This is a genomic window from Novosphingobium sp. 9U (assembly GCF_902506425.1).
Classification (GTDB): Bacteria; Pseudomonadota; Alphaproteobacteria; order Sphingomonadales; family Sphingomonadaceae; genus Novosphingobium.
In genome coordinates this window covers 1,079,738-1,096,713 of the sequence record NZ_LR732469.1, presented here as the reverse complement: position 1 = coordinate 1,096,713, position 16,976 = coordinate 1,079,738, and the positions used below count along the sequence as shown (strand labels likewise).

General features: G+C 65.9%; 15 protein-coding genes and 1 tRNA gene. 5 read left to right on the top strand and 11 right to left on the bottom strand.

The annotated features are described in order from the left end of the window. Window positions 1-78: 78 nt before the first annotated feature. Window positions 79-1,095 (bottom strand): polyprenyl synthetase family protein, encoded by a 1,017-nt coding sequence (locus GV044_RS05000; protein WP_159866242.1) that lies wholly within the window; start codon window positions 1,093-1,095, stop codon window positions 79-81. Between the two features lie 90 nt (window positions 1,096-1,185). Between GV044_RS05000 and GV044_RS04995 the strand changes: the two genes are divergently transcribed. After that, entirely contained in the window at window positions 1,186-1,512 is a 327-nt protein-coding gene (locus tag GV044_RS04995; protein WP_159866240.1) for a chorismate mutase, read from the top strand. A 43-nt stretch (window positions 1,513-1,555) separates the two neighbouring features. Here GV044_RS04995 and GV044_RS04990 read toward each other — a convergent pair whose 3' ends face one another. The 3 genes from GV044_RS04990 to GV044_RS04980 form a co-directional block, all read right to left on the bottom strand. Next, window positions 1,556-2,872 carry a HAMP domain-containing sensor histidine kinase gene (locus tag GV044_RS04990; protein ID WP_159866237.1) on the bottom strand — a complete coding sequence of 439 codons (1,317 nt, stop codon included), beginning with the start codon at window positions 2,870-2,872 and terminating at the stop codon, window positions 1,556-1,558. A gap of 85 nt (window positions 2,873-2,957) precedes the next feature. Further along, window positions 2,958-3,635 carry a response regulator transcription factor gene (locus GV044_RS04985; protein WP_159870888.1) on the bottom strand — a complete coding sequence of 226 codons (678 nt, stop codon included), beginning with the start codon at window positions 3,633-3,635 and terminating at the stop codon, window positions 2,958-2,960. A gap of 91 nt (window positions 3,636-3,726) precedes the next feature. Next, window positions 3,727-4,035, bottom strand: coding sequence for a PepSY domain-containing protein (locus tag GV044_RS04980; protein WP_159866234.1), 309 nt, complete (start codon window positions 4,033-4,035; stop codon window positions 3,727-3,729). 123 nt (window positions 4,036-4,158) lie between these two features. On the opposite strand from GV044_RS04980, the gene GV044_RS04975 reads away from it, so the two are divergent. Beyond that, the gene (locus tag GV044_RS04975) at window positions 4,159-5,961 is read left to right on the top strand and encodes an ABC-F family ATP-binding cassette domain-containing protein (protein ID WP_159866231.1); all 1,803 of its coding nucleotides are present in this window, start codon (window positions 4,159-4,161) and stop codon (window positions 5,959-5,961) included. A gap of 42 nt (window positions 5,962-6,003) precedes the next feature. Here GV044_RS04975 and GV044_RS04970 read toward each other — a convergent pair whose 3' ends face one another. After that, window positions 6,004-7,809 carry a DUF885 family protein gene (locus tag GV044_RS04970; protein WP_159866228.1) on the bottom strand — a complete coding sequence of 602 codons (1,806 nt, stop codon included), beginning with the start codon at window positions 7,807-7,809 and terminating at the stop codon, window positions 6,004-6,006. Window positions 7,810-7,951: 142 nt separating this feature from the next. Between GV044_RS04970 and GV044_RS04965 the strand changes: the two genes are divergently transcribed. Together GV044_RS04965 and GV044_RS04960 are read left to right on the top strand one after the other, a co-directional pair. Then, window positions 7,952-8,521, top strand: a complete 570-nt coding sequence (locus GV044_RS04965; protein ID WP_159866225.1) for a helix-turn-helix transcriptional regulator — start codon at window positions 7,952-7,954, stop codon at window positions 8,519-8,521. Window positions 8,522-8,528: 7 nt separating this feature from the next. Then, window positions 8,529-9,728 (top strand): glycosyltransferase, encoded by a 1,200-nt coding sequence (locus tag GV044_RS04960; RefSeq protein WP_159866222.1) that lies wholly within the window; start codon window positions 8,529-8,531, stop codon window positions 9,726-9,728. Window positions 9,729-9,778: 50 nt separating this feature from the next. Here GV044_RS04960 and secF read toward each other — a convergent pair whose 3' ends face one another. From secF to yajC, 3 genes are read right to left on the bottom strand one after another with little or no spacing between them, the layout of a single operon-like run. Further along, window positions 9,779-10,756 (bottom strand): protein translocase subunit SecF, encoded by a 978-nt coding sequence (gene secF / locus GV044_RS04955; RefSeq protein WP_159866219.1) that lies wholly within the window; start codon window positions 10,754-10,756, stop codon window positions 9,779-9,781. Window positions 10,757-10,768: 12 nt separating this feature from the next. Next, complete coding sequence (gene secD / locus GV044_RS04950) at window positions 10,769-12,376, bottom strand: protein translocase subunit SecD (RefSeq protein ID WP_159866216.1); 1,608 nt, start codon at window positions 12,374-12,376, stop codon at window positions 10,769-10,771. Between the two features lie 17 nt (window positions 12,377-12,393). Beyond that, complete coding sequence (gene yajC / locus GV044_RS04945) at window positions 12,394-12,735, bottom strand: preprotein translocase subunit YajC (protein ID WP_159866213.1); 342 nt, start codon at window positions 12,733-12,735, stop codon at window positions 12,394-12,396. 325 nt (window positions 12,736-13,060) lie between these two features. On the opposite strand from yajC, the gene GV044_RS04940 reads away from it, so the two are divergent. Next, window positions 13,061-13,137 (top strand) — tRNA-Pro (locus tag GV044_RS04940). A gap of 246 nt (window positions 13,138-13,383) precedes the next feature. Here the strand turns inward: GV044_RS04940 and acs are convergent. The 3 genes from acs to GV044_RS04925 form a co-directional block, all read right to left on the bottom strand. Further along, complete coding sequence (gene acs, locus GV044_RS04935; protein ID WP_159866210.1) at window positions 13,384-15,330, bottom strand: acetate--CoA ligase; 1,947 nt, start codon at window positions 15,328-15,330, stop codon at window positions 13,384-13,386. A 108-nt stretch (window positions 15,331-15,438) separates the two neighbouring features. Further along, on the bottom strand, window positions 15,439-15,867 hold the full coding sequence (locus GV044_RS04930) for a heme-binding protein (RefSeq protein WP_159866207.1): 429 nt from the start codon (window positions 15,865-15,867) through the stop codon (window positions 15,439-15,441). A gap of 96 nt (window positions 15,868-15,963) precedes the next feature. Then, window positions 15,964-16,854 (bottom strand): LysR family transcriptional regulator, encoded by an 891-nt coding sequence (locus GV044_RS04925; RefSeq protein ID WP_159866204.1) that lies wholly within the window; start codon window positions 16,852-16,854, stop codon window positions 15,964-15,966. Window positions 16,855-16,976 lie beyond the last annotated feature (122 nt).

Below are 16,976 nucleotides of genomic sequence, written 5' to 3'. Positions count from 1 at the left end.
GCGCTTGTCTTAACCTGCTAGCGGTTTACCCCCACACCGCCTGGGCTGAGCTCGTCGAAGCCCGCCCGCAACGCCCGCTCAATACCGCCGCGCCACCGCGAACAACGCTGCCTGCGCCATCGCGTTCCTCGCCGCTCCCGCGGGAAAGCCCGCGATCGCATCGATCGCGCGCTGCGCGAAATGCCGAGCCCGCTCGCGCGTGGCTTCCACGCAGTCATGGCGGTTGATTAGCTTGACCGCGTGCGCGAGATCGTCGTCATCAGTGCGGAAGCCGGCGATCGCGTCCTGCCAGAACTTGCGCTCCTCGGCATCACCCCGCGCGTAGGCGAGGATCACCGGCAGGGTCATCTTGCCCTCGCGGAAGTCGTCGCCCTTGCTCTTGCCGCTCTCCTCGGCGTGAGAATCGTAATCGATCGCGTCGTCTACCAGCTGGAACGCGATGCCCAGGTTGCGGCCGTAGGCGTCGAGCGCCTTCTCCTCCGCCTCGCTCTTCTCCGCGACGACGGCTGCGATGCGGGTGGCCGCAGCGAACAGTGCCGCCGTCTTGGAGCCGATGATCGAGAGATAGCGCTCCTCGCTGGTCTCGACATGGCGCTGGGCGACGAGTTGGTCGACCTCGCCCTCGGCGATGATCGAAGCGGCCTTGGACAGGATTTTGAGGACCTTGAGGCTGCCGTCCTCCACCATCAGCTCGAACGAGCGGGTGAACAGGAAATCGCCGACCAGCACCGTGGCGGGGTTGCCGAATACGATGTTGGCGGCCGCCTTGCCGCGGCGCAAGTCGGACCCGTCAACCACGTCGTCGTGCAGCAGCGTGGCGGTGTGGATGAACTCCACCGCAGCGGCCAGCTTGTGGTGGCGCGTGCCCTGGTAGCCGCACAGCTCTGCGCCGGCAACGGTCAGCATCGGGCGCAGCCGTTTCCCTCCGCCCGAGATCAGGTGCCCGGCGAGCGCCGGGATCAACGGCACCTCGCTCTGCATCCGGTCGAGGATCACGGCATTGACGCTGTTCATGCCTTGCGCGGTCAGCGCAAGCATGGGCGACAGCGAGGGTTCGGCTCCGCGCGTGCGCAGCGGTACGACTTCAGCGCTCATTGCGGTGCGACATGGAGGCTACAGGGGCGCATGGCAAGCGCGAAAGCCGCCAGTGGAATTGCACGTGCGACCATGCTAGCGGCTCGCCCCATGAGCGAGCCCGCGTCCAGCCCCGAACCCGCCCTGAAGTCAGCAGCAGATCCGGTGCTCGCCGGCTATCGCGCCAGCATCGACAACATCGACGCCGCGCTGATCCACATGTTGGCCGAGCGCTTCCGCATCACCCAGGCGGTGGGTGCCTACAAGGCACAGACCAGCCTGCCCGCGTCCGATCCGGGGCGCGAGGAACGCCAGATCGCACGTCTGCGCAAGCTGGCCGAGGAAGCGCAACTCGATCCCGATTTCGGCGAGAAGTTCCTGCGGTTCATCATCGACGAGGTGATCCGGCATCATGAACGGGCCAAGGCTGGGGTTTGAGGCTCGGGTTGTCGGCTAGCTGTCAGCCCCGATCCACCGAGCGCTAACCCACCGCCCGCGGCAGCTTAAGCTTTACCAGCAGCCCGCCCAGATCCTCGCTCTCGTCCAGTTCGACGCTGCCGCCGTAGATTTCCGCCACATCGCGCACAATCGCAAGGCCGAGGCCCGTCCCTGGCTTACCCGTGTCCAGCCTGGCACCCCGATCGAAGATCCGCGTGCGCTCGGCTTCGGGGATACCCATCCCGTCGTCTTCGATCCAGATTTCGCACCAGCGCGGGTCCTTGGTCTCGTCGACGGTGACGAAGACGCTGCCGCCCCCATACTTGGCCGCGTTCTCGATCACGTTGCCGAGCAGTTCTTCCAAGTCCTGCTTCTCCAGCCCGACCATGGCGTCATGGTTGCCGGCAAGGTCGAAGCGGGTTCCGGCATGGAGACGCTCGACCGCGCGCAGCACCGCCTCCAGGCTGGACCACACACCTGCGCGCGAGAGCCCGGCGGCACGGCGCCCGACCGCCCTCGCCCGTGCGAGGTGGTGGTCGACCTGACGGCGCATCACGGCGGCCTCGCGGATCACCGTATCTCCAAGGTCCGGCGCACGCGCGGTGGCCGCGTTCATCACGACGGTGAGCGGCGTCTTCAGCGCATGCGCCAGATTGCCGGCGTGCGTGCGCGCCTCCTCGGCCTGGCGATCGGTGTGTTCGAGCAGCGCGTTGAGTTCCTCGACGAGGGGCTGCACTTCCTGCGGCAAGGGCTCAGTGACCTTGGAGGCGCCAGTGGTGCGCAGGCGCCGGATCGCGCGCCGGACATGGCGCAACGGGAACAGGCCGTACCAGGTCTGGATCCCTGCCATCGCCATCAGACCCAGGCCCAGCCCCAGGAAGCTGTAGAACAGGATCGAGCGGATCGACTTCAACTGCTCGTCCAGTTGCTCGCGGCTGGCGGCGACGGTGAACATCCACTCGGTTTGGCTGCCGGGCAGGATGATCGACCGCTCCATGACGCGCAGCGGCTCACCCGCGAACTGTTTGCTGTCGTAAGTGTGCGGCTGCGTGTCGAAGTGATTGGCGGGCACTTGCAGGCTGCGATCCCACAGCGATCGGGAGGGGAAGTCCTCGTGCCCCTTGCCGCGGATCTGCCAGTAGAGGCCGCTATTCGGCTCCAGGAAGCGCTGATCTCCAAGCGGCCGGTTGAAGAACACTTCGCCATCCGGCCCGATCTCGGCCGACCCGATCATGCCTGTGAGCATGTAGCCCAGCTGCTCGTCGAAACTGCGGGTGACCTGCGAAGTCAGGGTGCGATCGAGGAAGACGCCGCCGATCAACAGCAGGATCGATATCCACCCGGCCGCGATCAGCATCATGCGCCGCGCGAGCGAACCCGTTCCACGGGGCCGCCGCCTCCGCTGCGAGCCCGCGTCTGGCGTTATGGTCGCCGCAGGTTCCGTACTAGCCTCTCGGCTGGTCGGCGGGATCGTCGAGGCTGTAGCCGAGGCCGCGGATGGTGGTGATCACGTCGGCACCCAGCTTCTTGCGGATGCGCGTAACAAACACCTCGATCGTATTGGAATCGCGGTCGAAATCCTGATCGTAGATGTGCTCGATCAGTTCGGTGCGGCTGACTACCTTGCCTTTGTGGTGCATCAGGTAAGCCAGCAGCTTGTACTCCTGGGCCGTCATCTTCACCGGCTCTCCGGCAAGGGTGACGCGTCCGGAGCGGGTGTCGAGCCGCACCGGTCCCGCCGTCAGCTCGCTCGACGTATTGCCGGATGCGCGGCGGATCAGCGCGCGAAGGCGAGCGATCAGCTCCTCGGTCTGGAACGGCTTGGCGAGGTAATCGTCGGCCCCGGCATCGAGGCCGGCCACCTTGTCCGACCAGCTGTCGCGCGCGGTGAGCACCAGCACCGGAAAGTTGCGGCCTTCCTTGCGCCACATGCCCAGCACGGTGAGCCCATCGATCTCGGGCAAACCCAGATCGAGGATCACCGCATCGTATTCCTCGGTCGACCCCATGAAGTGGCCGTCCTCGCCATCGACGGACAGATCGACGGCATAGCCGTTCTGCTCCAGCGTGTTCTTCAGCTGGTTGCCGAGCGTGGGTTCATCCTCGACGATCAGGATGCGCAAATCGGTCTCTCCCTCAGGTACCGGGCTGAAATGGGCCGAATGCGCAGAATGGTCAAGAAAGCCCACGGTTCCGTCTCCTCGAAAGGTACTCCTAGCGGCTGCGGCCGATCACGCGGCCGGTACGGGCGTCCACATCCACGAACACGACCTTGCCGTTGTGGATGAACTTCAGGCGATAGGCCATTGCTGCAGCGTCATATTCAGGGCCGAGGTATTGCATGCCCGACATCTGCGGCAGCACGATCTGCTCGATCTCGCGGGTCGAGCGCACCGTTCCGGCCTTACGCTCCTTGCGCAATTGCCCTTGCTCGCTGACCTGGTCGGCATGGACGGGCACCGCCGCGACACCGGCGACACAGAGGGCAAGAGCAACGGCTCGCGACAGGGTCTGGCTGTTCATCACGCTCCGGCTTGTGGAGCCAAGCCCTTGAACAGCCCGTGAATACGGCAGAAAGGTGGCGAGCTGTGGCCCCTGCGCCACAGCGCTTGCCATGGCTGCACCCAGCCTTGTAGGGCGCCCACCATGGCAACTGCACCGATTTTGAGCTGGGAAGGCCTGGGCTTGATCCAGGGTTCCGGCTGGCTCTTCAAAGACCTCGACCTCAATATTCAGCCGCGCGACCGGCTGGCTCTGATCGGGCGCAATGGCGCCGGCAAGACAACGCTGCTCAAGCTGATCTCGGGCCAAGTGGAGGGGGACAAGGGCACGCGCTCGGTCCAGCCCGGCACCCGCATCGTGACGCTGGAGCAGGACCCGTTCTTCACCGGCTTCGACACCCTGCTCGACTTCGCGATCCACGGCGAGGATGCGCCGCCGCGCCATGAGGTCGAGGCGATCGCGGGGCAACTCGGCATCGACCTGTCGCGAACTGCCGACAGCGCCTCGGGCGGCGAGCGGCGCCGCGCCGCTTTGTGTCGGGCGCTGGCTTCGGAACCTGACCTGTTGCTGCTGGACGAGCCGACCAACCACCTCGACTTGGCGGCGATCGAGTGGCTCGAAGGCTGGCTGCAGCGCTACAACGGCGCCTTCGTGGTGATCAGCCACGACCGCACCTTCCTCACCCGCCTGACTCGCGCGACCTTCTGGCTCGATCGCGGCTCGCTACGGCGCAAGGACGTGGGCTTCGGCGGCTATGATGCCTGGGAAGAGCAGGTCTACGCCGAGGAAGCGCGCGCGGCCGAGAAGATGGACGCCAAGCTTAAGATCGAGGCGCACTGGCTGGAGCGCGGCGTCACCGCCCGCCGCAAGCGCAACCAGGGCCGTCTTGCCAAGCTGTGGGAGATGCGCGCCGCCCGCGCTCAGATGATGGGCCCACAAGGTACCGCCAAGCTCGCGATCGGCTCGGACGATGCCAAGAGCAAATCGGTGATCGTCGCCGAACACGTCACCAAGCGCTTCGACACGGAGGATGGCGGCACCCGAACGATCATCAAGGACTTCAACTTGCGCGTGCAGCGCCGTGATCGCATCGGTCTTGTCGGCGCGAATGGCTCGGGCAAAACGACGCTGCTCAAGATCCTGACTGGCGAGTTGCAGCCGGACCAAGGTAAGGTGGTGCTTGCCAATACGCTGCAGGCGACGGTCATCGATCAGCAGCGCAGCCGTATGTCACCCGACAAGACGATCCGGGAGGTGGTGGCCGAGGGCGGCGACTGGATCGACGTGCGTGGGGTGCGCAAGCATATCCAGGGATATCTGAAGGATTTCCTTTTCGATCCGAACATGATCGAGGCGAAAGTCGGCACACTTTCGGGCGGCGAGCGTTCGCGGCTGTTGCTCGCCCGCGAGTTCGCGCGGCTGTCGAACCTGCTGGTGCTCGACGAGCCAACCAACGACCTGGATCTGGAAACGCTCGACCTGCTGCAGGAGGTCATTGCCGACTACGACGGCACCGTCCTGATCGTCAGCCACGATCGTGACTTCCTTGATCGGACGGTGACGGTGACGCTGGGGCTCGATGGTTCGGGCCATGTCGACGTGATCGCCGGGGGCTATGCCGATTGGGAGGCCAAGCGTCGCCAGCGTACGCCGCCAGGCAAGGTGGCAAAGGCTAAGGAGGAAACTGCCTCCGCCGTTCCGCCGCCGCCCGCAGGCAAGGTCAAGCTATCGTACAAGGACCAGCGTGACTACGAGCTGCTGCCCAAGCGGATCGAAGAGCTGGATGCGGCGATCGCACGCGACGAAGCGGCGATGGCCGATCCAGCGCTCTACACGCGAGATCCGGCGAAGTTCGCGGCTTTGACCGAGGCGATCGCCAAGGCGCGCGCCGACAAGGATGCGGCCGAGGAGCGCTGGCTGGACCTGGCGAGCCTGGTCGAAGGCTGAAGACAGGCGTCGTCCCGGATCGCGTCCGGGACGACGGGTCCGTCAAGCTCGCATCCGCTCGGCGATCCGCTCGTCCACGCGGCGCTCGAGCAGTTCCAGCGGCATCAGGCCTTCCTTCAGCACATCGTGGAACCATGCCAGGCTGAACTTGTCACCCAGCTTGCCTTGTGCGCGCTGGCGCAGTTCGGTCCACTTGTTGTGACCGATCTTGTAGCTGCAGGCCTGGCCGGGCTGCGTGCAGTACCGTTCCACCTCGCGCTGGCTGCGCCCTTGGGAGAACCCGACGGTTTCGACCAGGTACTGCGTCGCCTGCTCGCGGCTCCAGCGTTTGGAGTGGATGCCGGTATCGACCACCAGACGCGCGGCCCGGAACAGGAATGATTGCAGGTAACCCGCCTTTTCCAGCCCGGTGTATCCGCCCAGCTCATCCGCCAGCTGCTCGGCATAGAGCGCCCAGCCCTCGCCATAGGCAGAGATGAACAGCGTGCGCAGCATCAGCGGCACTTCGCCGCTCTTGCCCGCATAGCTCAGCTGCAAATGGTGGCCCGGAATGCCCTCATGGTACGTCAGCGAAGGCAGCTGGTACTTGGGCCAGTCGGCCGTGTCCTTGAGGTTGATCCAGTAGATCGCCGGCCGCGAACCATCGAGCGGCGCGCGATAGTAGTAGCCGTTCGACGCACCATCCTGGATCTCGGGCGGCACGCGGCGGATCTCTAGCGGCTCGTCAGGAATCTGGCTGAAGGCCTTGGGCAGCAAGCCTTTCATCTGAGCAACGCCTGCGTTCAGGCTCTCGATCATCGCCGCGCGGCCCGCATCGGTGTTGGCGTAGAGCTGCTCGGGCGCGGAGTTCAGCGCGACCAGACGCTGACCGAACGTCGCACCCTTGTACCCAGCCTTGTCGAGCATTTCGGTCAGCTGCGCGCCGATCTCTGCCACTTGGCGCAGGCCGATCTGGTGCACTTCCTCGGGCGACAGCGAAGTCGTGATGCTGTCCTTGAGCGCGGCGGCGTAGATGGCGTCGCCGCCCTTCAAGCGCCACACGCCGTCGCCGGCCGGCGTGGTTCCGCGCAGCTGCGTGATCAGCGCCATCTGGCGGTCGAGCGCCGGATAGACTTCGCTCTCCATGATCTTCGCTGCGCGCGCGGACCAGTCGCCGTCGATGCCCTTCGCCTTGGCGCGCCGCTCCAGCGAGCCTACCAGCGTGCTCTGCGCCGCCGGAACGTCGCGCAGCTTGCGCATCTGCCCCAGCGTCAGGTCCAGCGACCAGGCCGGCGCAACCACCCCGCGGGGAGCGAGCGCGCGCTGATACGCGGTATCCTCGTCCAGCACCTTGCCGAACGCCGAGAGGCGGGAGAGGTAAGCCTCCGCATCCGCCTTGGTCTCGATCGTGTGGCGGCTGTCAAGGAAGTCGGGCACGCTGAAGTAGGCGCCGCCCTGCTGGAAGATCGGATAGGGACGGCGGATCGATTCCAACTGGAAGCTCTCAGGCACGAGCCGCTGGCCGACGACGTAGAGCGCCACCTCGCGCTGCAGCTTGCCCGCTTGGCTGAGCCCAGACGGTGCGATCGCCTTCAGCTCGGCCAGCGATTTCTTGTCCTGCGCCATGCGCTTGGCCCGTCCGGCGGGGCTGTTGTCGTCCAGCTGCGACTTGAGCGCAGCGCGGCTACCCTTGTCATAGCCGCGCTCGGTCGCAGTCTCGGGCTGGAGGTCGATGTCGGAGTAGAAGATGCGGTCGAGCGCAGCGACGAGCTTGGCGTCGCCCGCCGTCTGCGCCATGAGCGCGCCGGGACGAAAGGTCGCAAGCGCCAATGCCGCGCTGCCGGTGGCCATGAAATCGCGCCGCTTCATTGTGTTCTCCGCCATAGTTGCCACGAGAGAGGTGCCACCTCGCCAACTCGGGCGCAACACGCGTGGTTGCGGGACACCCTCTTGCCATCCGGCGGCGCTTGGTAGAGAGCGCGTGCACCACAATGGTTAGAGGAGCGCCGCCATGATCAACCGCATCCGCGACATTCGCGCGCAAAAGGGCATGACGCTGGCGCAAGTCGCCGCCGCATGCACGCCGCCGACCACCGCGCAGACGATCGGGCGCCTGGAGACGGGCATGCGCAACCTCTCGCTGGTTTGGATGAACAAGATCGCGGCTGCGCTCGACGTCGAGCCGGAGGTCCTGCTGCGCAGCGAGACGGCTGGTGACCCGCAAGTCACCGCCGTGCTGACCAGCGATGGCGCCGATGCTCCGCGCAAGGGGGGAGACGCGCTGCTGCCTACTGCTCTTGCGAGCGAAGGCGCACTGCGGGTGGTGGCCGTCGAAGCGCCTAGCGGCGAGTACCGCAGCGGCGATCAGATCTGGCTGCGCGAGCTGCCGCTCGACCAGGTCAACCGCGGCCTCAACCGCGATGTGCTCGCTCCGCAACCTGCGGGGCGCTTTGCTTTCGGCCGCCTGCTCCAGCATGAGGGCGGCACGCTGACCCTGCTGCCGCCGAGCGGGCAGAAGCACGTCACCGTCAAGGATCCGGCCTGGATCGCGGTGGCCGAGATGTTGGTGCGCAAGCTGTAGCCCAGCGATGCGCGTCCTCTCGATCGCGACGCTGTTCCCGAACCCGGTGCGGCCAGGCTTCGGCATCTTCGTCGGCAACCAGATGCGCGCGGTACGGGCGCGCGGCGATGTCGACCTGACGGTGGTCAGCGCGATCGGCATGCCGCCCTGGCCGCTGTCAGTGCGGGAGCCCTACGCGCGGCTGCGGTCGATCCCGGAGGTGTCTGACGCGGCGGGGCTGCCGGTGCACTACCCGCGCTTCACGCTGATCCCGAAGCTCGGGGGAGACAGCAACCCAGGCCGGATCGCCCGTGCCGTGCTGCCGCTAGTGCGGCGGCTCCATGCCGAGCAGCCATTCGAGCTGGTCGATGCGCAATTCTTCTTCCCGGATGGTCCGGCGGCGGCGATCATTGCGCGGGAACTCGGGTTGCCGCTGACGATCAAGTCGCGTGGTGCCGACATCCACTACTGGACCGGTCGCCCGAAAGCGCGGACGCAAATCCTGGCGGCGGCGGACCAGGCTGCCGGCCTCCTGGCGGTCAGCAAGGCGCTGCGCCAGGACATGATTGCGCTCGGAATGGCCGGAGAGCGCATTCGGGTCCACTACACCGGCCTTGATCGCGCCCGCTTTCGGCCGACCGAGCGGGCAGCTGCGCGCGCCCAGATCGCGACGCTACCGGACCTGGGTGTTCCGCAGGAGGGAGCGCTGCTGGTCACCACCGGGGCGCTGATCGCACGCAAGGGGCAGCGCCTGGTGATCGAGGCCTTGGGACAGCTGCCCGGCGCCCGGCTCGCGCTGGCCGGCGGGGGCGAGGACGAGGCAGCGCTGCGCATCTTTGCGCGACAACGCGGTTTGGCGGATCGCGTGCATTTCCTTGGTCAGGTCGGGCACGAGGTGCTGCCGACGTTGCTCAGTGCAGCAGATGTGCTGGTGCTGCCATCCGCCAGCGAGGGCCTGGCCAACGCCTGGGTCGAAGCGCTTGGCTGCGGCACGCCGATCGTGATACCCGACATCGGCGGTGCGCGCGAGGTGGTGCACGGAGCTTCAGCGGGCCGGATCGTGGCGCGCGACGCTGCGGCGATTGCCGAAGGCGTGCGCTCTATCCTGGCTGAGCCACCTTCTCAGGCCGAAGTTGCGGCGAATGCAGAGAAGTTCAGCTGGGAGGCTAATGCCGAGAACCTCGTGCGGTTCTGGAGCGATGTGCTGGCTGGTCGGCCGGTGCGCTGAAGGTTCGAAATCCAGCGTCGACCCGGGCTTGACCCGGGTCGACATGGTATTCACCCTCGCTCGCGCGCCAGGCGCTCTTGGCGATCTGTCGCGCTCTCGTTGGCGACGAAGCTGTTGGAGCTCACGCCCAGCCAGATCAGGATCGGCGCGGCCATGTAGATCGAGCTGTAGGTGCCCACGAAGATGCCGAGCGTGATCGCCGCGGTCATGCCGAACAGGCTCTCCGGCCCGAACAGCAGCAGCGGGATCAGCGCGATCAGCAGCGTGACCGAGGTCATCAAGGTGCGCGCCAGCGTCTCGTTCACCGAAAGGTCGAGCAGCTCTGGCAGCGGCATCTTGCGGTACTTCTTCAAGTCCTCGCGGATGCGGTCGTAGACGACGATGGTGTCGTTCAGCGAGTAGCCGATCAGCGCCAGGATCGCGGCGATGATCTGCAAGCTGAACTCCATCTGGAACAGGGCGAACATGCCCATCGTCAGCGACACGTCGTGCACCAGCGAGAGCAGCGCGCCGACGCCGAACTGCCATTCGAAGCGGATCCAGATGTAGATCGCGATCGCCGCCATCGCCGCGAGCAGCGCGTAGATCGCCTTGTCGCGGAACTCGCCCGAAACCTTGCCGGAGACGGTATCGATGCCGTCGATGCGCACGTCCGGATAGGCCTTACGCACCGCACCGATGATGCGGTTGCTGATCTGCTCGGCGGCGGCGGGGTTGCCCTCGGCGCTTTCGGGCAGCTTGGTGCGGATCGAGACTTCGTTGGGCTTGCCGAAGCGCTGGATCACCGGATCGCCATAGCCGAGCGTGCCGACCAGATCGCGCAACTCGCTGACCGGGGCCTCGCTCTCCTTGGTGAAGGTGGCGCTGATCTCCTGGCCGCCGGCAAAGTCGACGCCGTAGTTCAGGCCGCGCGTGAACACGAGCGTCCAGCTGGCGATCACCAGCAGCGCGCTGATGACGTAGAACGGCACGCGCCACTTCAGGAAGTGGATGTTGGTGTTCTCGGGAACGAGCTTGAGCAGTTTCATGTGACTCGTCCCTCAGACGTTCAGCTCGGTCGGCCGCTCTTTGCGCAGCCAGTCGGCAACCCACATGCGGGTCAAGGTGACGCCGGTGAAGACGCTGGTGAACAGGCCGATGATCAGCACGACCGCGAAGCCGCGCACCGGGCCGGTGCCGAAGATGAACAGCAGGATGCCGGCGATCGCGTTGGTGACGTTCGCGTCGTAGATGGCGCGGCTGGCTTCCTTGTAGCCGTTCTCGACCGAGGCGACTACGCGTCGGCCCTTTTTGCGCTCCTCGCGCATGCGTTCGTAGATCAGCACGTTGGCGTCGACCGCGGCACCGATGGTCAGCACGAAGCCGGCGATGCCAGGCAGCGTCAGCGTGGTGTTGATCAGCGCCATGATGCCCAGGATCATCAGCACGTTGATGACTAGCGCGATCGTCGCATATATGCCGAAGCGGCCGTAGACCAGGATCATCACCAGCACGACACCCAGCGAGCCGACCGCCATTGCGACGAGGCCCTTGTGGATCGAATCGGCGCCGAGGTCAGGCCCGACGGTGCGCTCCTCCACCACGGCGAGGTCGACCGGCAGCGCGCCCGAGCGTAGTGCGATCGCCAGCTGCGTCGCCTCGGGCACGGTGAAGCTGCCCGAGATCTGCGCGCTGCCGCCCAGGATCGGCTCGTTGATGTTGGGCGCCGAAAGCACCTTGTTGTCGAGGACGATCGCGAACGGACGGTTCACGTTCTCGCTGGTGAGCTGCGCGAACTTCGCGCCGCCCGCCGAGTTGAAGGTGATCGACACCACCGGCGCGTTCGACTTGGGATCGAAGGCCTGCTTGGCGTCGGTGAGCTGGTCGCCCTTGATGCCGCCCAGGCGCTTGACGGCGAGGCCGGCCTGGCCCCTGCCCTCCTTGGCATCCGCGAACGGCAGGATCTCGGAACCCGGAGGCGCAATGCCCTTCGCGACATCATCCGGCAGAGCGCTGACGTCGACCAGCTTGAATTCCAGCTTGGCGGTCTGGCCCAGCAGCTTCTTGAGCGCGCTAGGGTCCTGCAGGCCGGGCACCTGGACGACGATGCGTTCGTCACCCTGGCGCAGGATCGTCGGTTCGCGGGTGCCGAGCGCGTCGATGCGCTTGCGGACCACTTCGACCGCGGTGTCCATCGCGTTGGTGACGGCCTGGTCGATGCCCTGCTGCGTCGGCGTGACGACAAAGCGGCTGCCATCGACGACCTGAATGTCCCAATCGCGCGCTCCGGTGAGGCCGGCACCGGTGGTCAGCGGCACGATCGCCTCACGCGCGGCGTCCACCTGCCCCGGATTCTGGAGCATGAAGGAAAGACGGCCGCCCTGGCTCGAGATATCGCCGATCTGAATCGCAGGCTGCGCGGCCTTGAGCTTGGTGCGCACCTGCTCTTCCATGGTCTCGAGCCGCTGCTTGGCGACCTGGCGCTTGTCGGCTTCGAGCAGGATATGGCTGCCGCCCGCAAGGTCGAGGCCGAGGTTCACCATCGGGCTGGGCAGCGCTGAGGGCCAGCGCACGTTGGCGATGGAAAACAGCGAAGGAAGCGCACAGGCGATCGCGAAAGCGGTGATCGCCCAGTACCAGGCCTTCTTCCAGGTCGGAAAATCGAGCATCAGTTCAGCGCCTTCGCTCAGTCGTTCGCCGGCTTCGAACCGGCCGGCGGGATCACGTCGGCGATCGTCGACTTGACCGCCTTTACGCGCACGCCCTGGGCGATCTCGACGTTGACGTAGTTCTCGTCGACGCTGATCACCCTACCGACGAAGCCGCCGCCGGTGAGCACTTCGTCACCCTTCTTGATGCCTTCCAGCTTGGCCTTCTGCTCCTTCTGCTGCTTCATCTGCGGGCGCATGATGAGAAACCAGAAGATCAGGCCCATCGCCACGAACGGCAGGTAGCTCAGCCAGGCAGGCGGCGCGGCATTGGCGCCTGCACCAGCGGCGGCGAGCATCGAGAGGACGGTGGTAGGCATGGGCGAAGGCACGCTTTCTGAAACTGTGGTCTCGCGCCGTGGCGGCGCATGGGCCGGACCGGTGCGAACATATTCGATCAGCGCGCGCGGTTAGCAGCATCGCGCGAGGCGTGCAACGCGTGGGGCCGAACGAGTGGTGGGGCGATGGAGTGGGTCTCACTATCGGGTGGCATGCTGCGACAGGCTCAGCGTGGGCGGTGGCGAGGTGAGGATGTTCCTTGTCCCGGTGGCCGCCCGCTCCACGATTGCAAAGGCGCACTTTCGTCCGAGGTGACGAAGCGTGCTTGCACTCCGGCGAAGGCTTGCCTATAGGCGCGCCTCCGGTCGGGACGTAGCGCAGCCTGGTAGCGCATCACACTGGGGGTGTGGGGGTCGGAGGTTCGAATCCTCTCGTCCCGACCAAATTTCTTCTGACATGCTGGATGGATTGCCCGCCTCTACAAGAGGTGCGGCGCGCAGATGCTCGGCTCTAAAGCCCGGTGCATCGGGCCAGCTCTTAACGCATCACAACATGCCACAATACGTCATCCTCGCGAAGGCGGGGATCCCGCTTGTTCTTTTGAGCTCACACAAAGAAGCGGCCCCCCGCCTCAGCGGGGGCGGCCAGTAGGGATAGTTGCGAAGCAGGGTTTGCGTTAGCTCATTGCCTCAGGCTTCCACTTGTGGGCGGTTCGCGAGCAAGTTGTCTACCACACCTGGGTCCGCCAAGGTCGACGTATCGCCCAAGTTTCCCGTGTCGTTCTCCGCGATCTTGCGCAGGATGCGGCGCATGATCTTGCCCGAGCGGGTCTTGGGCAAGGCGGGCGTGAACTGGACCACGTCCGGAGTGGCGATCGGGCCGATCTCGGTGCGGACCCACTTGACCAGCTCGGCGCGCAGGGCTTCGTCGGGCTCTACTTCGGCGTTGGTGGTCACGTAGGCGTAGATGCCCTGCCCCTTGATCGGGTGCGGCATGCCCACGACAGCGGCCTCGGCCACCTTGCTGTGGGCGACGAGCGCGCTCTCGATCTCGGCCGTGCCCATTCGGTGGCCCGAGACGTTGATGACGTCATCGATGCGGCCGGTGATCCAGTAGTAGCCATCCTCGTCGCGGCGGCAGCCGTCGCCAGTGAAGTAGTAGCCCTTGTAGGTGGTGAAGTAGGTCTGGAAGAACCGCTCGTGATCGCCCCATACCGTGCGCATCTGGCCCGGCCAGGAGTCCGCGATCACCAGGCTGCCCTCGGCCGCGCCTTCGAGCACCTGGCCATCGGCGTCGAGCAACAGCGGCTGCACCCCGAACATGGGCCAGCTCGCCGCGCCGGGTTTGAGCGCGGTGGCGCCGGGCAGCGGCGTCATCGTCGCGCCGCCGGTCTCGGTCTGCCACCAGGTGTCGACGATCGGGCAGCGCTCCTCGCCCACCACGCGGTAGTACCATTCCCAAGCCTCGGGGTTGATCGGCTCACCCACCGAGCCCAGCAGGCGCAGCGACTTGCGGCTCGTCTTCGCCACCCACTCGTCGCCTTCGCGCATCAGCGCGCGCAAGGCCGTCGGCGCACCGTAGAAGATCTCGACCTGGAACTTGTCGACGATCTGCCAGAAGCGGCTGGGATCGGGATAGTTGGGAACGCCCTCGAACATTACGGTCGTCCCGCCGTTCAGCAGCGGGCCGTAGACGACATACGTATGCCCGGTGACCCAGCCCACGTCCGCGGCGCACCAGAAGATCTGGCCGGGGCGATAGTCGAACACGTACTCGTGCGTCATGCTCGCCCAGACGGAATAGCCACCGGTGGTGTGCAGCACGCCCTTGGGCTTGCCGGTGGAGCCGGACGTGTAGAGGATGAACAGCGGGTCCTCGGCGTTCATCTCTTCGGGCGCGCAGTCCGCCGGCTGGTCGGCGACGCCGCTGGCCCAATCGATGTCACGGCCTTCATGCATGGGCACTTGGGCGCCGGTATGCGCAAGGACGATGACCGTATCCACGCCCGGCGCGTGCGGGAGAGCAGCGTCGACGTTCGCCTTCAGCGGGATCGCCTTGCCGCCGCGCAGGCCCTCATCGGCGGTGAGCACGACGCGGCTGTCGCAGTCCTGGATGCGGCCCGCGAGCGCCTCGGGCGAGAAGCCGGCGAAGACAATCGAGTGGATCGCGCCGATCCGCGCACAGGCGAGCATCGCCACCGCTGCCTCGGGCACCATCGGCAGGTAGATCGTGACCCGGTCGCCCTTGCCGACCCCGCGGCTGCGCAGCAGGTTGGCGAAGCGGCAGACCGCCTCGTGCAGTTCGCGGTAGGTGATGCGCCGCTCAGGATTGCTGGGGCTGTCGGGCTCCCACAGGATCGCGACCTGATCCCCGTGCTCGGCCAAGTGGCGATCCAGGCAATTGGCCGAGAGGTTCAGCGAGCCGTCGCCATACCAGCGGATGCCGAAATCCGCCTCGTGGAAGCTGGTCTCCTTCACCTTGGTGAAGGGCTTGATCCAGTCCAAGCGCGCGGCCTCGTCGCGCCAGAAACCGTCGGGATCATCCACCGAGCGGCGGTAGAGCGCATGGTACTTGGCCTCGTCGATCAGCGCATCGGCTGCCCAGTTCGCAGGAACGGGATAGACGGACTGGCTCATGCGCTCTCTCCTTGGCACTCTTGTCGCGGAGATCGCCCGGGCGATTCCGTCACGGCGGCTTAGCACGCCCGGGGCGGGATCGCGCAAGCGAGAGCTTGGATTGAGCCGTCAACCCTGAGCCTGGAGCCCCGCCGCGGCGAGACCCGCCAGCGCGGCGAGCTCATCATTGTCGCTGGTATCGCCGGTAACACCCACTGCGCCGATTACCTCGCCCGCCCCATCGACGACGATGATCCCGCCCGCGGCAGGGATCACCGCATGCGGCGCCGATGCCGCGAGTGCTCCGACGAACCAAGGCCGTTCAACCGCCATGTCTCCAACCTTGCGTGAGGATACACCCAAGGCCAGCGCGCCGACGGCCTTGCCTTGGGCGATCTGCATGCGTCCGAACGATGCGCCATCCTGCCGCTGAAACGCGATCATATGGCCGCCGGCATCCACGACTGCCACGCTCAGCGGCTTCAGGCCGAGTTCCTCACCTTTGACGAGTGCAGCGGCGATGCAAGCATTGGCTTGGTTCAGGGTGATACGGCTCATGCGGGATATCCTATTCGATGATGACGCAAGTGTGCCAGAGCGCCTGCCGCAATTGGGCAGCGTTGTATACATTGTGCATTGATCTTCGCCCTTATCTCAAGCGGGCGCCTCAGAGATGATCCGACGAAAGTTCGTGGCGGGGGCGCTTGACGGTTCGATGTGCAGCATCTGCAGCTCACTGGTGAACGGCACATCTAGCGGCCGGAATGCGAGCGTATCGACATTCAGGCGAGCCAGCGAACGCGAGAGCACCGTGATGCCCAGTCCGGCTGCTGTCAGGCCCAGCAGCGTGGCAAAGCTTCCGGCCTCCATCGCCACCTTGGGGCGAAAGCCCAACACGGCGAACTCCTCCATGATGCGTTCGTTGAAGCCAGCGCCGTTGATTGCACCGAACATGATGAGCGGCTCGCCCTCAATATCGCCGAACGTCAGCGGAGCCTCGCGCCGGGTGAGCGGGTGGTCCTTGCGCATCGCCAGCATGACACCCTCGCGCTGCAGGCACACCCGCTGCACATGTGCGGGCAACTGCAACGGCGAGAAGCTGCGCATGATGGCAATGTCTACCAGCCCGCGCTCAAGGCGTGAAAGCTGCTCGTCGCGCGGCAGTTCGTCCAGTTCCAGGCTGACGTGCGGATAGGCTTCGCGAAAGCGGGAGAGCGCGTCCATCACGTGCGGGATGAAGGGCACCGATGTCGAGAAGCCCAGACGCAAGCGGCCGATGTCGCCGCGATGCGCCTGGCGTGCGATCTGCACTGCCTCATCGGCCTGAGCCAGCGTGGCTCGGGCGGCCGGGAGGAACTGGCACCCCGCCTCGGTAAGCCGCACCCGCCGGCTGGTACGCTCGAACAGCTGCACTCCCAGCTCCTCTTCCAAGGCGCGGATCTGCTGGCTGAGCGGTGGCTGCGATATACCCAGGCGCCCCGCGGCGCGACCGAAGTGCAACTCCTCGGCAAGGCAAGTGAAGTAGCGCAGATGTCGCAGGTCCATGCGAAGCTTCTGCCATGATCAAGACGCGAAAGCTATCGATCCAGCGGAATAATGTATTGGACTGAAACGATCCAGCAGCGCAACGGCAATGCACGAGGGTTCCCTCGCAACGGCTCGGCCCT

Coding starts and splice junctions, on each gene's coding strand:
- GV044_RS05000 (WP_159866242.1), bottom strand. CDS start 1,095: ATGAGCGCTGAAGTCGTACCGCTGCGCACGCGCGGAGCCGAACCCTCG.
- GV044_RS04995 (WP_159866240.1), top strand. CDS start 1,186: ATGAGCGAGCCCGCGTCCAGCCCCGAACCCGCCCTGAAGTCAGCAGCA.
- GV044_RS04990 (WP_159866237.1), bottom strand. CDS start 2,872: ATGATGCTGATCGCGGCCGGGTGGATATCGATCCTGCTGTTGATCGGC.
- GV044_RS04980 (WP_159866234.1), bottom strand. CDS start 4,035: ATGAACAGCCAGACCCTGTCGCGAGCCGTTGCTCTTGCCCTCTGTGTC.
- GV044_RS04975 (WP_159866231.1), top strand. CDS start 4,159: ATGGCAACTGCACCGATTTTGAGCTGGGAAGGCCTGGGCTTGATCCAG.
- GV044_RS04970 (WP_159866228.1), bottom strand. CDS start 7,809: ATGAAGCGGCGCGATTTCATGGCCACCGGCAGCGCGGCATTGGCGCTT.
- GV044_RS04965 (WP_159866225.1), top strand. CDS start 7,952: ATGATCAACCGCATCCGCGACATTCGCGCGCAAAAGGGCATGACGCTG.
- GV044_RS04960 (WP_159866222.1), top strand. CDS start 8,529: ATGCGCGTCCTCTCGATCGCGACGCTGTTCCCGAACCCGGTGCGGCCA.
- secF (WP_159866219.1), bottom strand. CDS start 10,756: ATGAAACTGCTCAAGCTCGTTCCCGAGAACACCAACATCCACTTCCTG.
- secD (WP_159866216.1), bottom strand. CDS start 12,376: ATGCTCGATTTTCCGACCTGGAAGAAGGCCTGGTACTGGGCGATCACC.
- yajC (WP_159866213.1), bottom strand. CDS start 12,735: ATGCCTACCACCGTCCTCTCGATGCTCGCCGCCGCTGGTGCAGGCGCC.
- acs (WP_159866210.1), bottom strand. CDS start 15,330: ATGAGCCAGTCCGTCTATCCCGTTCCTGCGAACTGGGCAGCCGATGCG.
- GV044_RS04930 (WP_159866207.1), bottom strand. CDS start 15,867: ATGAGCCGTATCACCCTGAACCAAGCCAATGCTTGCATCGCCGCTGCA.
- GV044_RS04925 (WP_159866204.1), bottom strand. CDS start 16,854: ATGGACCTGCGACATCTGCGCTACTTCACTTGCCTTGCCGAGGAGTTG.